The organism is Azospirillum sp. RU38E (genome assembly GCF_900188385.1).
GTDB lineage: Bacteria > Pseudomonadota > Alphaproteobacteria > Azospirillales > Azospirillaceae > Niveispirillum.
Genome location: NZ_FZOI01000014.1, coordinates 20,455 through 35,515, shown reverse-complemented (window position 1 = coordinate 35,515; position 15,061 = coordinate 20,455). Strand labels below are relative to the sequence as shown.

12 protein-coding genes are annotated in these 15,061 nt (G+C 63.9%); 5 read left to right on the top strand and 7 right to left on the bottom strand.

All coding sequences use genetic code 11. The features are described from left to right. Positions 1–20: 20 nt before the first annotated feature. The 4 genes from CHB97_RS19220 to CHB97_RS19205 are packed head-to-tail and all read left to right on the top strand — an operon-like array spanning position 21 to position 5,886. Entirely contained in the window at positions 21–821 is an 801-nt protein-coding gene (locus CHB97_RS19220; protein WP_089289626.1) for a hypothetical protein, read from the top strand. A gap of 12 nt (positions 822–833) precedes the next feature. Next, the gene (locus CHB97_RS19215) at positions 834–3,044 is read left to right on the top strand and encodes a Mu transposase C-terminal domain-containing protein (protein ID WP_089289625.1); all 2,211 of its coding nucleotides are present in this window, start codon (positions 834–836) and stop codon (positions 3,042–3,044) included. Between the two features lie 2 nt (positions 3,045–3,046). After that, the gene (locus tag CHB97_RS19210) at positions 3,047–4,042 is read left to right on the top strand and encodes an ATP-binding protein (RefSeq protein WP_160106026.1); all 996 of its coding nucleotides are present in this window, start codon (positions 3,047–3,049) and stop codon (positions 4,040–4,042) included. Next, positions 4,039–5,886: a TniQ family protein gene (locus tag CHB97_RS19205; RefSeq protein WP_160106024.1), complete on the top strand. Its 1,848-nt coding sequence runs from the start codon at positions 4,039–4,041 to the stop codon at positions 5,884–5,886. Before CHB97_RS19210 ends, CHB97_RS19205 begins: the two co-directional genes overlap by 4 nt. 230 nt (positions 5,887–6,116) lie before the next feature. Here CHB97_RS19205 and CHB97_RS19200 read toward each other — a convergent pair whose 3' ends face one another. From CHB97_RS19200 to CHB97_RS19185, 4 genes are read right to left on the bottom strand one after another with little or no spacing between them, the layout of a single operon-like run. Beyond that, entirely contained in the window at positions 6,117–8,213 is a 2,097-nt protein-coding gene (locus CHB97_RS19200) for a TonB-dependent receptor (RefSeq protein WP_089289622.1), read from the bottom strand. A gap of 39 nt (positions 8,214–8,252) precedes the next feature. After that, positions 8,253–8,990 carry an ABC transporter ATP-binding protein gene (locus CHB97_RS19195; RefSeq protein WP_089289621.1) on the bottom strand — a complete coding sequence of 246 codons (738 nt, stop codon included), beginning with the start codon at positions 8,988–8,990 and terminating at the stop codon, positions 8,253–8,255. Then, a complete protein-coding gene (locus CHB97_RS19190) occupies positions 8,983–9,720 on the bottom strand; it encodes an ABC transporter permease (RefSeq protein ID WP_244559614.1) in 738 nt (245 codons plus the stop codon). The genes CHB97_RS19195 and CHB97_RS19190 overlap by 8 nt, the downstream gene beginning before the upstream one ends. Before the next feature lie 7 nt (positions 9,721–9,727). Further along, positions 9,728–10,711 carry an ABC transporter substrate-binding protein gene (locus CHB97_RS19185; protein WP_200820026.1) on the bottom strand — a complete coding sequence of 328 codons (984 nt, stop codon included), beginning with the start codon at positions 10,709–10,711 and terminating at the stop codon, positions 9,728–9,730. A 348-nt stretch (positions 10,712–11,059) separates the two neighbouring features. Here CHB97_RS19185 and CHB97_RS19180 point away from each other — a divergent pair, with 348 nt between their 5' ends. Then, positions 11,060–12,448, top strand: coding sequence for a porin (locus CHB97_RS19180; protein ID WP_200820025.1), 1,389 nt, complete (start codon positions 11,060–11,062; stop codon positions 12,446–12,448). A gap of 85 nt (positions 12,449–12,533) precedes the next feature. Here CHB97_RS19180 and CHB97_RS19175 read toward each other — a convergent pair whose 3' ends face one another. The 3 genes from CHB97_RS19175 to CHB97_RS19165 are packed head-to-tail and all read right to left on the bottom strand — an operon-like array spanning position 12,534 to position 15,039. Continuing rightward, positions 12,534–13,340: an ABC transporter permease gene (locus tag CHB97_RS19175; protein WP_089289619.1), complete on the bottom strand. Its 807-nt coding sequence runs from the start codon at positions 13,338–13,340 to the stop codon at positions 12,534–12,536. Next, positions 13,337–14,077 carry an ABC transporter ATP-binding protein gene (locus CHB97_RS19170; protein ID WP_200820024.1) on the bottom strand — a complete coding sequence of 247 codons (741 nt, stop codon included), beginning with the start codon at positions 14,075–14,077 and terminating at the stop codon, positions 13,337–13,339. The genes CHB97_RS19175 and CHB97_RS19170 overlap by 4 nt, the downstream gene beginning before the upstream one ends. Next, positions 14,074–15,039 carry a YVTN family beta-propeller repeat protein gene (locus tag CHB97_RS19165; RefSeq protein WP_200820023.1) on the bottom strand — a complete coding sequence of 322 codons (966 nt, stop codon included), beginning with the start codon at positions 15,037–15,039 and terminating at the stop codon, positions 14,074–14,076. The genes CHB97_RS19170 and CHB97_RS19165 overlap by 4 nt, the downstream gene beginning before the upstream one ends. Between the last annotated feature and the right edge of the window lie 22 nt (positions 15,040–15,061).

Sequence of the window (15,061 nt, the reverse complement as noted above, 5' to 3'; positions counted from 1 at the left end):
GGCAGCCCGATGAGGCGATCATGCGCCAGTATCTCGTTTCCCAACATCTCCATGCCAAGCGTGCCGGCCTGGATCTCTTCTCGATCAGGTCCCCCGATCAGGACAACGCTCTCCGTCCCGACCAGCCGGTCGGTGGCAAGACCGCGGACGGGGTATGGAACCCGCCGCTCCCTTCCATCGCGTCGAGGAAGCCGGCAGCCAACAGCCGCTTCTCGTGCCGTGGATCGATCCACGATCCCGTGTCGGGCAGGGCGGTCGTCTATGAAAGCGCCCTCGAACGCGACCTCGCCTACCTGCTGCTGACGGACCGGCGCATCGTCGCCGTCCACGACCAGCCGCCCGCCGTCGCCTATGTCCGGCGGGACGGCCGTACTGCGCGGCACACGTTCGACTTCCTGGTCGAGACCGTGTCCGGCGCGCGGATCGCCTACGCCGTCAAGCCGCTCGCCAAGGTCCGGTCCTCAGGGATCGAGGACACCATCGCCCTTATCCGCCGGCAAACGGGCGACGGCTTCGCCGACCGCTTCGAGATCTGCACCGAGCAGCAAGTTCCGCGGGCGAAGGTCGCCGACGCCCGTCACATCCTCAGGGCGCGGACCTGCCGGAACCGCGAGGACGTACAGGCGATGTCGCAAGTCGCCGCCGGTGTCCGGGGGACCGTGCCGATCCGCAGCCTGGTTGCGATGTCCGGCCTCCCGCCCGCCCGTGCCCTGAACGCCGTCGTCAACCTGATCGACGAGGGTGGGCTGGAACTCGCCGACGGCACGCATATCGGCGACCTGGCGATGGTCCGCCTCTGCCGTCCGGCCATGGCTGCCTGAGCAGAAAGGAAAATGATGATGCAGCATTCAGTGGTTCACTATCGGCTCACCAAGCATGACCAGGTCGTGCTGAACGGCCAGGCCTACCGGCCCGTCTCCACCAGCGATCGTGGCCACCACCTGGCCCGCGTCGAGGACAATGACGTCCGCGAGTTCCTGCCTCATGACGAAATCGCCCGTTTCGCCCAGGCCGGCACCCTCATCGTGAAGCAGGGGTTCTACCTTCCCGAAACGGCAGCGCGCCGTGCCAAGGGCCGGGACGTGGCGCTGTTCGACCTTCCCCAGGATGAACAGCGCCGGATCCTGCGCCGCAAGGCCTACTGCGAGATGTTCATGGAAATGGAGGCGAAGCGGAAGGACGTCACCCGATCGGACGTTTCGATGAAGATCGCCATTGCCGAAATCCATGCCCAGATCGTGAGGGATGAGGCAACGGCAACCCGTGCGACCAGTTCCGGCAGTCGTCCCGGCCGCCGGGCTTCATGCGAAGTTCAGGTCAATGTCTCGCTTCCTCCTACACCGTCCACCCTGCGCCGTTGGCTGCGCGATTTCCGCGACGGCGGCTTCGTCGCGGTCGCGCTCTGCTCGAACACGAAGGGGCGCGGCAACAGGACTCCGCGGAAGTCTGGCGATGCCTGGGCCCTGGTTAACCAGCATGTCGGGCGCTATGCCAGCGCGAACCGTGACAGCAAGATCATGATTTACCGCGACTATCGGATGGCCCTGGACGAGAAGAACCGGGAACGGTCGGTCGCGAACCTGGAGCCGCTCGAAAGCATCAGTTACCAGACATTCTGGAAGCATCTGAACCGGACCCTTGATCCGTTCACGGTAACAGCCGGTCGGTACGGTGCGGAAGCCGCACGCCAGAAGTTCAACATTATCTATGGCCGTGACCCTGTGGGGCGTCCCCTTGAAGTCGTGGAGATGGATGAATGGCAGGTGTCGCTCCAGGTATTGCTCTCAAAGTCCGGCATCTGGGAGTTGCTGACGGACGAACAGCGGGAGAAGATCGGCGCAATCGGCCGGGTCTGGGTGTCGGTCGCAATTGACTGCGCGACGCGCTGCATCCTGGCCATGCGCTTCACGACAGCGCCATCGTCGGCGAGCGCCATTGCCACGTTGGAGATGGTCGTCCGTGACAAGTCCGAAATCGCCGGTGCGGTCGGCTGCCGGTCACCGTGGAACATGCATGGCATTCCGGAAACGGTCAGCATGGACAATGGCCCGTCTTTCCGGGCGGAACAGGTGAAACTGGCCATCGCGGCACTTGGGGCAGGTGACCATTACCCGCCAGCGGGTGTCCCCGAACTGCGCGGTCGGATTGAACGGGTCTTCGGGACATTCCAGCGCGAGTTCGCCCGGTACTTCCAGGGCCAGACCTTTTCCAATCCCGTGGAGAAGGGGGACTACGACGCCGAACGCCATGCCAGCGTCAACTTGGAAACCCTTAACCGCACCCTCGTCCGCTATGTAGTCGATGCCTATCATAATCGCCCACATGCTGAACTGGCAGGGGCAACGCCGCTTCAGACCTGGAATCGGCTGGTCGCCCAGTTCGGGGTGCTGCCGCCTCCAGATGACGATACCCGTCGTTGCGTCTTCGGCATTCCGTGCCAGCGCCGGATCTCCAACCAGGGCGTCCGCATCCTGGGGATCCACTACCAGTCGCGGGAACTCCAGGAACTGCGTCGCAAGGCAGGTCTGGGCGAGGTGACTGTAAAAGTTGGCCGCTGGGACCTCGGAAGGGTCTCCGTCCAGACGCCGGATGGTTGGATCAGCGTTCCGCCGGCCATGGACGGCCTAGCGCTTGACGGCGTGACCTGGTGGGAATGGACCGCCGCTGCGAGGGACCTCGGGCGGCGCAACGCGGACATGGAACACCTGTCTTCGCACATCGTCGCCGATGCCATCCGGTCCATCCGGGGGCAGGCGGACGAGGCCGACGCCGCCGCCGAACTGGGAAGCGCCATCCTTGGCACCGACGAGTTGGAGCGCATCGAAAAGCGCCTGTTCACGAAATTCGACTTCAAGGCGCGGGGCGGCCGGGCCAGGGAACTCCCCGGCTTGGAGGCTGAGGGTGAGCAGCCGGGCGACACCGAAATGCGCTTTGAAACTTCGCCGCCCATTGGCCGGCCTGCCTCTTCTCCAACACCTGCCGCTGATGGAACCCATCGTGTCTATCGCCCTGCGGCTTCAAAACGATTCACGACGGAGGAATGAACATGACAAACTATACCGCATCGTCGCCCGTGAAGACCGCCTGCGGGCGTACGGCACTAGCAGCGCGGATCGTCGACAAGTATTTCAGCACCGACCGCGATGATCGCTTTCGTCAAGTCCTGCAGGACTTCATCGACGACATGTCCGTAGCGGTCGCCAGCCAGCACCCCGAGGGTCGGATGCTGGCGCTCGTTGGTGGGTCCGGCGCGGGAAAGACGTTGACGATGGAGAAGGCCATCAAGCACGTCAACGGCTTGGATGACAGCAACTTCCTGAGGCTGACGACGCCTTCCCCTTGCACGCTGAAGCAGCTTGGCCGGGTAGTCCTGGAACGGCTTGGGTACCCGTTGCAGCGGGAGCTTGCCGATCATCGCATCTGGGAAATGATCAGGTATCACTTGAAGGAACATGGCGTTCGGTTCATCTGGCTCGACGAAGCCCACCATATCCTGGGAAGGGGGAGCGATTCTGAGCTGACCAAGCTGCGTGATGTCCTGAAAAGCACGATGCAGCAGAGGGAATGGGCCGTAAGCTTGATTCTGTCCGGTCTCCCGGTGCTGTCGGCTTTCATCAGTGGCGACCGCCAGGTCGAGCGTCGCAGCCAGACCTTCCGCTTCCAGCCGTTGGCATTTCCCGACGACGTGGATCTGGTGCGGGAAATCGCCTACGAAATCGTGGCGAACCATGCCGGAATGGCCGTTCATGACGAAATCGGGACGGATGAATTCATCCACCGCCTGATCGTTGCTTCCGAATGGGGATTGGGATCGGCGATCACGCTCGTCAGGCGTGCAGTCCTGTTCGCATACTCCCAAGCCGGGGCGGATGCTGTGGTCGGCGTGGAACATTTCGCGGAGATCTATGCCGAGGAACGGGATTGTTCGGCAGACAGCAACATCTTCTTCGCGGCCGATTGGCAGGAGATCGTACCGTCCAACTCCCGCCTGGACGCCGCGCTGCCGGCCCGTCCCAAGCGCAAGCGGGGGAAGACGGCATGACTATGCTTTCCTTGACTGTACCGCTGCATCCGGACGAGACGCCGACGAGCTTCTGCTCCCGGCTGGCATTCAGGAACGGATGCGATGCCCATGGCTTCTGCCTGGACATGGGGTTCAAGTTTCTGGCCGTGGCGACGGGAGAGGAGAAGGCGCTGGCGGAGTTAGCAGCGGTTTCCGGTGCCGACCCGCACGCCTTACGTCGTAACTCCTTCACATCGCGGGAAGGACACGGTTTCCAACTCCGTGGTCAGATGGTCAACGTGGCTTCTTCTCTCCGCACCCACGTGCGTGTCTGCCCTGACTGCATCTCGGAGGATGTTGCCGCCCAGATCGATCAAAGGCGGTCTGCACCGTTCCAACGTATTTATTGGCAACTCTCCTGGTTTAGGTCATGCCCGGTCCACGGGGTCGCGCTGCTCACCCTCGGTCGTGCAAAGAAGACGAACATGATCGAGTGCGCTGATTTCGTCAGGGCCGTCGCTCCGCATGTCGGTCGAATCGTGGCTGGGGACATTGATCGGGTCGTCCGGGCACCATCGTCCATGGAGGTGTATCTGTATCGCCGGCTGAATGGGGACGGGGCTTCAACGTCGCCGTGGCTGGATTCTATCCCCATGCATAAGGCCGTCCGCCTGTGCGAAATCGTCGGTGCCGTCTCCCGCTTCGGACCTAAGGTTGCCACCAGGGATCTGGACGACGAGGTCGTAGCGGACGTAGCGTCGATTGGCTGCGATATCATGCTTGGCGGTGAGGAGTCGTTCAGGGATTTCGTTCGAAAGACCATGGCCGCCTCTTGGAAAAATTCCGGGGAATTGGGCGGAAAGCGTTTCTTCGGCTTGCTCTATGACTGGCTACGGGCGGAAAAGGACGAGGCGTCCCTTAACCTGGTCCGAGACGCAATCCGTGAGGAAGTGGCGGAATCGCTGCCCGTCAGCGAATTGCATACCGTGTTTGACACACCGATCGGGCGGCGCCGATGTTGGTCGGTAACCACCGTTGCGACTGCCTGCTACATGAAAAGTTCAAGGATGAGGCAGTATCTTTCGGCACGGGGACTGATCACCGCCGAGCATGAAACCTTGTCCAATGACAGGACCACGTTCCCGGTGGAGAAAGTCGCCCCCTTTATCGAACAGCTCCGGTCTATGGTTTCCCAGAACGACGCGATGGCATATTTGGGTATGCCCAGGTCGCGGTTCCTGGCGCTGATGCGCGAAGGATTGGTCGTCCCATTCTTTTCCCGCCTTGAAGCAGGCTTCTTTTGCAACGGCTTCCTTCAGGCGGATTTGGACAACTTCCTGAAAAGATTGTCCATGCAGGTGACGATGCCGGCGGTCGAGGATGGGATGGTCGAAATCTTCGATGCCGCCAAACGGTGCAGGGCGCCTTATGCTCATGTCATGCGGATCCTGCTGGAAGGGGGATTTTCCCGTGTCGCCCCGTGGCCGTCGGGGTCCAAATGCTCTCTGGCAGTTGATCCGACTGAAGTCCGCCAGGTATTGGCCCGGGAGGCTCCGGGCACGGAACCCTGGCCATACCTTACCGTGGAGCAGATCCGGGAACAGACGAAGTGGGGAAACGGGATTACCTGGGCGCTTATTTCCAACGGCCTGCTGCCGCACGCGGTCCTGACCAATCCGGTCACCACTCGCAAATGCGCCGTTGTTCACCGGGATGACCTGGAAAGATTCAGCCGAACATACGTCACGTTTGGGCAAGCCGCCAAGGAACTGGGAACCACATATCTCAGGCAGATACTCCGGCGAGGAGTTGTGAAGCCGGCCATAAAGTTCGGGGTGGGCGAGGTGGCGTTCTACCTCAGGGCTGACTTCCAGAGAGCGTGAAATTTTGTTTCAAGATTGCAGCCCGCCGGTAATTCGGCGGGCTTTTCTTTTGAGTTCGTTGCAAAGGTTTTTTGATACGATTTTCGCCGTGAGATGATTTCTGAGCCAGGCTTGATGTGAACAAAATCAATGACTTGTAACGGGATCAGAGTTACGGGATGCTTTATTCCACAGATCATTAGATTACGAAAAGGACCGGACGTTGTTCCGGGCCTTTTCGTTTGTCACCATCACAACCGGACGCGCACGCCGGCCAGCCATTGGCGCTCCGGGCCGATATTGGTCAGACCGTCGCTGCGACGGCCGGTTTCAACCCGTTCGCCGGTGACATTCTCCGCCGTGGCGTAGAATTCCAACTGTTGATCCACCCGCCACGCGGCATAAAGATCGCCAACAATGAAGCCGTCCAGGGTACCGAGATTGCGGCTATCCTCGAACTGTTTGCCCGCAGCCCGGACCTGGGCGCGCAGGGTCAGTTCCGGGCGCGGGGTCCATGTCACGTCAACCGTGCCGGAATGCCGGGGTGCCTGGCCCAGTTGATTGCCCCGCAACGCCGCCATCGTGCCGGGATCGGTGATCTCGCTGTCGCTGAAGAGATAGGCAGCGCCAAAACGTAAAGTCGGTGCGGCCTGCCAACCGATTTCCGCCTCCAGCCCTTGCACCTCAACGCGGGGCAGGCCCCGGCGCTGGGCCAGGCTGCCACCCGCCGGCACGAAGATCCCCAGTTCGGCATTGGTGCCGGGGCTGGTCTGGATAACCACATTATCCACGGCATTCTTCAGCCGCACATGAAACAGGGTGACGTTGGCCGTGATCCCGGCACCAGGGCTCAGACGAAGCCCGGCCTCCACCCCGCGCATTCGTTCCGGCTGCAAACCGGGGTTGGCCTCCGTTATGTCATTGCCGACCCGGAACGGACGATAAAGCTCGTTCAGGGTGGGCAGGCGGAAGCCGGTATAGGCGGCCACCCGCAGGCCCAGCAGGTCGCTGGCCTGCCAGTCGATGCCGGCGCGGCCATTGGCGACGGTGCCATCGCGCTTGGCATAGCGGTCATTGCGCAACAAGGTACCGCTGGCAATGTCGCTTTCAATCCGGCGGCCATCGCTGTTGCGCCAGGCATCCAGCCGGCCGCCGGCGGAAACGGTCAGGCCCTGAATGCCGGTCCAGGCATGTTCGAAAAACAGGCCGGCGACGGACTGGCTGCCGCCAGCATCCCGCATTCTGGTGTAGCGGCCGGCGCTATAGGTCATCAGTTCGCGGGTCTTGCCCTCCGTCTGGCGGATATCGGCGCCGATATCCGTCTGGTGTCCGTCCGCCGGGGAAAAGGCGACCTGCAGAATGCCGCCCTTGGCCGTGGCGGGTACATCATACTGATCCAGCGAGGGGGTTTCCGCCGTGCGGGCCCCATTCACCCCGGAAAAGGTGCTGGCGAAGGACCAGTCCCGCCAATAAGCCACGGCCTCCCAATCGATCTTTTCCCCCGTGCCGACCAGCCGCAGGCTGGCCTCCGTCGCGTCGGTTGAATTGTTGGTGTAGGGGGTGCCATTGCCCCGGCTTTCCTTGAAACCGGATAGTTTCGCTGTCGCCGTGACGCTGCCCAGTTGGGTGGACAAGGTGCCATCCACGGCATAGGCGTCACTGTTGGCCTTGATGTCGATGGCGCCGCGCCGCGACGGCTCCACCAGATTGACGCCATCGGTACGAAAGGCGCTGCCGGACAGGCCAAGATGCCAGCCATCGGCCGAGCCCCCGACGGACGATTGCCCCATCCAGGTGCTGTTGCTGCCACCGGCCAGTTCCAGATCCAACCCGTCACGCTGTTTTGTTTCAATCCGGATGGTGCCGGCCAGGGCGGCATTGCCCCAGGGGCCGGCCCCCCCGCCACGGGTCAGCACCACATTGTCGACCGCAGCGGTCGGCAGGCGGGACCAATAGACCCAGCCGCCGAACGGGTCATTCACCGGCACACCATCCACCAGCACCAGGGTGCGCCCGGCCCCGTTGGGGCCGATGCCGCGCAGGCTGACGCCCTGGGCCGTCGGGTTGGCGGTGCGCGAGCCGGAACGGCGGAACAGGCTGAAACCCGGCACCGCCCGCAGGGCCTCGTCCAGCCTGCGTTGGGGGGCGGTGGCCAGGGTGGCGGCATCAATCACGGTCGGCCCATAGGCCCGCTCATAGGCGGGCACCCCCTCCCGCCGCCCGGTGACGACGATCTCTGCCACTTGATTGGTATCGGCTGCCAGGGCCGGGGGGACCATGGCAAGGCTGATGATACCAAGGGAGACAAGATGCCTGGGGGACAGGGCGGTGGAATGGCTGTGTTTCATCGCTTGGGGCTTCTCCGGCTTTGGCCGTTCTTCGGCAATTCATTGATCTATAAGGGTCGGGGCGAACCCTTGGGCAAGGTTTATCTGCCCGATGATCTGGCTGATCCGGTCCTGCGGCCGTCGCCCGCGCTCCCCGGTCGGGCGCAGTTCCCGCACTGCACCGGCAGGGTTTCCGCCCAGCACCAGGATGCGGTCGGCCAGAAAGGCCGCCTCCTCCAGATCATGGGTGACCAGCAGAATGCCCAGGCCCGGCCGTTCCCGCATCTGCTGCAACAGCAGGGCCCGCAGCCGGCTGGCCAGCGGTGCATCCAGCGACACCAACGGTTCATCCAGCAGAAGCAGGTCGCTGCCGGTGGCCAGTGTGCGGGCCAGTGCGGCCCGGCGCTGCATCCCCAGGCTGACTTGTGACGGGTACTGCCCATGGCTTTCCGGCGGCAGTTCAACCTGCGCCAGCCAATGCCGGGCCTGGCGCTTGTTCCGCTGGGCGGCTGGCAGGGCCAAATCGACATTGGCCGTCAGGCTGCGCCATGGCAGCAGGCAGGGTTCCTGGAAATGCACAGCCGGATGGATGCCGGGGGCGAGACGGCGTTCCCCCTGAAAATCACCATCCAGCCCGGCTGCCAGCATCAGCGCCGTGCTTTTACCGCAGCCGCTGGGCCCCACCAGGGCCACCAGTTCGCCGGCGGCCACGCTCAGCGACAGCCCGGCCAGCACCGGCGTGCCGGCAAAGCGTTTTTCCTGGATGGACAGGTGCAACAGGGGGGCGGCGTCAGTCATGATCCCCCCGCCAGCGACAGGCCCGCCGTTCCAGCGGGGCCAGCACCGCCATTTCCAGCAATTGCGCCACCATGACAAAGGCCAGCGCATAGGCCAGCAGGCTGGCTACGTCGAATAGCTGGAAGGCCAAATGAATCTTGAAGCCAACCCCATTGCCCCGGCCCAGCAATTCCACCACCAGCACGATTTTCCACACCAAAGACAGGCCATTGCGGGCAGCAGCGAACAGATAGGGCTGCAGGTGCGGCAGCAGCAGATGGCGCAGCCGGTCCCACCGGCTGAACCGATAGGCCGTTGCCATGCGGGCCAGGGCCGGGTCCAGGGCCCGCGCGCCGGCCCGCACCTGCACCACCACATTGGGGATCTTGTTCACGGCGACGGCGCCGATGGCCGCCGCCTCCGTCAAGCCGAACCACAGATAGGCCAGCACGATCACCACCAGGGCCGGCATATTCAGCGCCAGGGTAAGCCAGGGGCCCATCAGGCTGTCCAGCAAGGCCGACCGCCCCATGGCAATTCCGATGGCGGTGCCGATGGACATGGCCAGGATGAAGGCAGCGGCCACCCGCGCCAGGGTGATGCCCAGATGCAGCCAGAGCTGGCCGGACGCAGCCTCCCGCAGCAGCACACTGCCCACCAGGGCGGGACCGGGCAGGGTGGGGCCGGCCACCGCCCAGGCCGCCCCCTGCCAGACGATCAGGATCACCAGGATGGAAAGGGCCGTCCGCAACAAAGCCTCACCCCCAGGAGATCGGCCAGAAGGTGCCATCCGGGATGGTGGCCGCATCGCCCACCAGTTCCCGCCCGCCCAGCTGTGCCAGCAGGGCAAACAGCCGGGCGGCATCCGCCCGCTCCGCCTCTGTCCAGCGCTGGGGGATGCCCTGGCGGAAACGGTCGCGCAGCAGGCGGGCGGTGGCATCATCCTCAGCGGCCAGCGGGGGGCGCAGCGACGTCCAGGCCGCATCATCCCGGGCCAGGATCGCCTTGGCTTGGCGGGAGATTTGCGCAAAGGCCGTCAGGCTTTCCCGGTTGCGAGAAGCCCAGTCATCACGGAAGACATAGCCCAGGGCCGGCACCTCCCGGCGCAGGCCCAGATCATGCGCCAGCTCTGCCACGCTGGCCAGTTGGCGCTGCCCCGCCGCCTCCAGCCTTGCCGCGTAGTGCCAATAGGTCAGCACCGCATCCAGCCGTCCGGCCTGCAATTCATGGGAAAGCAGCGGCGGGGCGGCGAACAGGGGCGTGACGCTGGTTGCCAGATCAAGACCATAGCGTTGGGCCGCCTGGGCCCGCAGCAGCAGCCAGCCCTTATCCACCGGCCCACCGGCAATACCCAGGCGACGGCCGGCCAGATCGGCGGTGCTGCGGATGGGGCTGTCGGCCGGGACGATGATGGAACCGACCGAACAGGAATAGGGGATGAAGGAAAGGCCAATACCGGCCGCCCGCTGCCGCGCCACCCAAAGCCAGTCGGCGGCGATCACATCCACGGCCCCGCCCAGCAGGGCCACCTGTGCCGCCTGGGTGCCGGCCAGTTCCTGCACCGACAGGGTCAGCCCGGCTGTGCGATCCAGCCCATGGGCCTGTGCCGTGGCCATTTCCCACTGCACCGTGCCAAAGGGCAGCAGACCCAGCCGCAGCGCCGCCGCCGCCCCTTGAACGGGCAGGCTGGCAAGGGCCGCGGCCCCGGCCATGAAGGCCCGGCGGCTGACGATGGGCAACATCGCTTCCTCCCCGGAAGTATTTATCATTGCCCCCATGCTACGGCCCCGGTCAGGCTGGCCATATTAGACCAAGGAAGCATGTGCCAGCCCACTATGCCCTGGGGACAGGTGATCATGCCCTTTCCGGCGCTGTGGCGTATGGTTTCAGGGGCGCTTCTGCTGAAAATACTCTCCCCCCAAAGTTCAATAAACCAACGTCCAATATCAAGCCGGTTCGATGCTTCCTAAAGTGTCGCCGTGAAACCTTTTCAATCTCACCGTTTTTGTTCCACCCGCTGCGAATATTTGCAGCGGCACAGGGGATAACTTGCCCGAGAGACGGGCCAATCATCAAAAGGGGAGGTAAAAATGCACCTGCGCAAGGTTCTGCGGCTGGGGGCGTGCGGCCTGGCTTTGGGTTTCGGGCTCAGCGGCCCCGCCATGGCCGACACGACGGAGGAATTGCTGAAACAGTTGAAGGCCAAAGGTATTCTCAGCGAGCAGGAATATCAGGCCCTGTCCGCCCGCCGCGCGGAGGAGGAGAAAGCAAAGCCGGCCCCGGTTGCCGCATCCGCCACCCCGACCGATCCCGGCCGCCTGCTGCAGGCCAGTGACAGCGGCGTCGGTTTCAAGGTCGGGGCGGTGAATGTGCAGATTTCCGGCTCCGTCAACGGCTTCTATGTCAAGGACAATGCCGACAGCCCCGGTCCGGGCAAGAATGTCGTGGGCGGGCTGGCCAGTGTGGGCGGCAATGATACCAGCGCCATCCGCAATGGTCTGCTGCCCGGCTTCCTGAAATTCGATGTCACCACCCGGCAGGGCGGATGGGATGTCGGGGCACATTTCGGCATGTATCCCGGCATCAACAGTGTCAATTGGGGCGGCGGTGCCAATTCCGCCGGCCAGCCGACGGCGCTGACCACTTCCGGCATTGATTTCCGCCAGACCTATCTGACCTTCGCCCGCGCCGGCTTTGGTGAGGTGAAGGTGGGGCGTGATATCGGCCTGTTCGGCTCCGACGCCATCCTGTCCGATATCACCCTGCTGGGGGTGGGGACGGCGGCCGGCAATGCCGCCCCCTCCAACACGTCGCTGGGGCGCATCGGGCTTGGCTATATCTATACGGATTTCCAGCCGCAGATCACCTATACGACGCCCGATTTCGCCGGCTTCAAACTCTCAGCCGGCATCTTCCAGCCGCTGGCCACCGCGGGGGAGAGCGAGTTGAATGACACGCCCGGCTTCCAGGCCAAGGCGACCTATGATGTGAAAAGCGGCACTGTCAGCGGCCGGCTCTGGGCGGGCGTGCTGAGCCAGGATCATGACCCGGCCACCCCCGGCGGGCCGGATTACAAGGGGACCGCCTTCGATGTCGGCGGCAAGCTGGGCATCGGCGATGCCGGTCTGCTGGGCTATTATTATACCGGCAAGGGGGTCGGCACGACGGGGCTGTTCATTCTCTCGGCCGATGCCAAGGGCAACCGGCGCGACAGCGACGGCTTCTATGTCCAGGGCACCTACAAGATCGACAAGGTGACGCTGGCCGCCTCCTATGGTGAAAGCCGTCTCGATCTGGCCAAGGGGGAGGTGAACCCGACCCTGTTGTCGGTAAACAGATCCTGGGTGGCGGCCGCCCATTATGCCCTGACCGATTGGGTGACGCTGGTCGGCGAATATATCAACACCACGGCTGAGGCCCATGGCGGCAACAAGGCCAAGTCCGACACCATCGCCATCGGTGCGATCCTGTTCTTCTGATCCTCCCGGGTGGGGGCGGCGGGCGATCCGCCGCTTCCCGCGCGACACTGCGACCGCCCGGCAGCACACCGGGCGGTCTTTTTTATCAGCCCTCGCCAGCGCCGGCCTTACGCGGCATCAGGCCGCGTGCCGGGTTATAGGCCCAGAAGGAGAGCAGCAGGAAAACCAGTGTCGCCCCGGCGACCCAGGCTGCTGCCGCCGGCTCCAGCCGGCCATAAAGCGCAAAGCGGATCAGTTCCACCGCATGGGTGAAGGGGTTGCAGCGTGCAAGCTGATAGAGCCATTCGCTGCCCTCCCGCATCTTCCACAGGGGATAGAGTGCTGAGGACAGAAAGAAAGCCGGAAAGATGACGAAATTCATCACCCCGGCAAAATTCTCCAATTGCCGGATGGTGCTGGAGAGCAACATGCCAACCGCGCCCAGCATCAGACCGGCCAGCAACAGGGCGGGGATCACCGTCAGATATCCGGGGGCAGGGGCCGTCAGCCCCGCCAGGGCGGCAATGGCCAGAAAGGCCGCCACCTGAACCAGCCCCACCACCGCCCCGGCCAGCAGCTTGGCCAGCAGCAGAAATTCCCGGGGCAGGGGGGAAGTCAGCAGCAGCCGCATACTGCCCATCTCCCGGTCATAGACCATGGAGAGGCTGCTTTGCATCCCGTTGAACAGCAGCACCATGGCAGCCAGCCCCGGAAGCACATAGATTTCATAGGTGATATAGGTGTCATAGGGCGGCTGCACCGAAATGCCCAGCGCCGCACGGAAGCCAGCGGCAAAGATGAACAGCCAGACCAGCGGCCGCACCAGGGCGGACACGAACCGTTCCCGCTGATGCAGAAAACGCAGCATTTCCCGCCAGATAATGGCGCGCAGCGCCCGCAGATAGGCCATCATGCCGCCGCCCCCTCTGTCGTCAGCGCCTGGAAGGCACCGGCCAGATCGCTGGCCCCGCTGACGGCCAGCAGGTCTGGCACGCTCCCCCGTGCCCGCACGGCACCCCGGTGCAGCAGCACCACATCATCACCCGGCGCCACCTCATCAAACAGATGCGTGGCCCATAGCACGCTGACACCTTCCTCCTGACAAAGCCGGTGTACATGCGCCACCAGATCGCGGCGGGACGGGGCATCCAGCCCGACGGTGGGTTCATCCAGGATCAGCAGGGGCGGCCGGTGCAGCAGGGCGCGGGCCAGTTCCACCCGCCGGCGATGCCCGCCATTCAGCAGCCGCACCTTGTCGCAGGCCCGCGGCGACAGGACGAAGCGGTCCAGCAGCGCGGCGATGCGGGAGGCCGTCTCTCGCCCGCCGAGGCCGCGCAGGCCCGCCGCATAGGTAAGATTCTGGCGCACTGTCAGGTCCAGATCCAGGGTCGGCTGCTGGAACACCACACCCATAGCCGCCAACCCGGCGCGCGGGTTGCGCCGCAGATCATGGCCGCAGACCCGGATATCCCCCTGATCGGGGGTGAAAAGCCGTGTCAGCAACCCCATCAGGGTGGATTTGCCCGCCCCATTGGCCCCCAGCAGGGCGGTGAAGCGGCCAGGTGCTACGGCAAAATTAACATCCCGCAGGGCAAACCCGTCCTTGCCATAGGCAAAGCGCAGGCCGGTGACGGAGAGCGCCGCCGTCACGGCACCACCGCCGCGCCCCAGGGATAGCGCCCGACCGGGATGGATTTCACCACCTTCAACGCCTCCACATCAATGACGGAAACATCGTTGGAGACGCCATTGGTGGTGAACAGCGTCTTGCCATCCGGCGAAAGCGCCATGTGCCAGACCCGGCGGCCGACCAGCAGATAATCCTTCACCTGAAAGCTGGCCGTATCCACCACCGCCACATGGTTGGCCGGCCCCAACGCCACAAAGGCCAGCCTTCCATCCCGGGACAGCTTGATACCGACCGGCTGCAGCTTGTCCGCCTGCACGCCCTTGATGGCAAAGCCGATGGTCTGGCGCACCTGCCGGCTGGCGACATCAATCACCTTCACCGTGCCGCCAATTTCCGCCGACACCCAAAGCTGTTTGCCATCGGCGGAAAATTCGGCATGGCGGGGCCGGGCATCCACCTGGGTATTATCCACCAGTTGCCGGGTGGCGGTGTCGATCCAATGCACCATGTTGGTGGTCTCTGACGTATTGACCGCCCATTTGCCGTCGGGGCTGACGGCCATCCCCTCCGGCTCCACCCCGACATCGATCTGATAGGCGACGGCGCGGCTGGGCACATCCACCACGGTGACGACATTGTCATCTTCATTGGCGATGAACAGATGGCTGCCGTCGGGGGCTAGGGCGAACTGTTCGGGATCGTCCCCCGACGGCAGGTCATGCAGCAGCTTGCCCGTGGCAATATCCAGCACCTGAACCGTGTCATCATCACTGGCGCAGATGTAAAGCTGCTTGCCATCGGCGGACAGCGTGATGCCGCGCGGCCGCGCCCCCACCTTGATGGTGCCGGTCACCGTCAAGCTGGAAGTGTCGATCAAGGTCAGGCTGTTATCGCGCTCGTTGGAGACATAAAGCGTGCCGGCATGGGCCGGCGCTGCCATGGCCACACCCAGGAAAACGGGCAATACCCATCGACGCATCATCTTTCCTCCCCCGGACAGGCTT

Coding starts and splice junctions, on each gene's coding strand:
- CHB97_RS19210 (WP_160106026.1), top strand. CDS start 3,047: ATGACAAACTATACCGCATCGTCGCCCGTGAAGACCGCCTGCGGGCGT.
- CHB97_RS19195 (WP_089289621.1), bottom strand. CDS start 8,990: ATGACTGACGCCGCCCCCCTGTTGCACCTGTCCATCCAGGAAAAACGC.
- CHB97_RS19185 (WP_200820026.1), bottom strand. CDS start 10,711: ATGTTGCCCATCGTCAGCCGCCGGGCCTTCATGGCCGGGGCCGCGGCC.
- CHB97_RS19175 (WP_089289619.1), bottom strand. CDS start 13,340: ATGATGGCCTATCTGCGGGCGCTGCGCGCCATTATCTGGCGGGAAATG.
- CHB97_RS19205 (WP_160106024.1), top strand. CDS start 4,039: ATGACTATGCTTTCCTTGACTGTACCGCTGCATCCGGACGAGACGCCG.
- CHB97_RS19200 (WP_089289622.1), bottom strand. CDS start 8,213: ATGAAACACAGCCATTCCACCGCCCTGTCCCCCAGGCATCTTGTCTCC.
- CHB97_RS19165 (WP_200820023.1), bottom strand. CDS start 15,039: ATGATGCGTCGATGGGTATTGCCCGTTTTCCTGGGTGTGGCCATGGCA.
- CHB97_RS19220 (WP_089289626.1), top strand. CDS start 21: ATGCGCCAGTATCTCGTTTCCCAACATCTCCATGCCAAGCGTGCCGGC.
- CHB97_RS19180 (WP_200820025.1), top strand. CDS start 11,060: ATGCACCTGCGCAAGGTTCTGCGGCTGGGGGCGTGCGGCCTGGCTTTG.
- CHB97_RS19215 (WP_089289625.1), top strand. CDS start 834: ATGATGATGCAGCATTCAGTGGTTCACTATCGGCTCACCAAGCATGAC.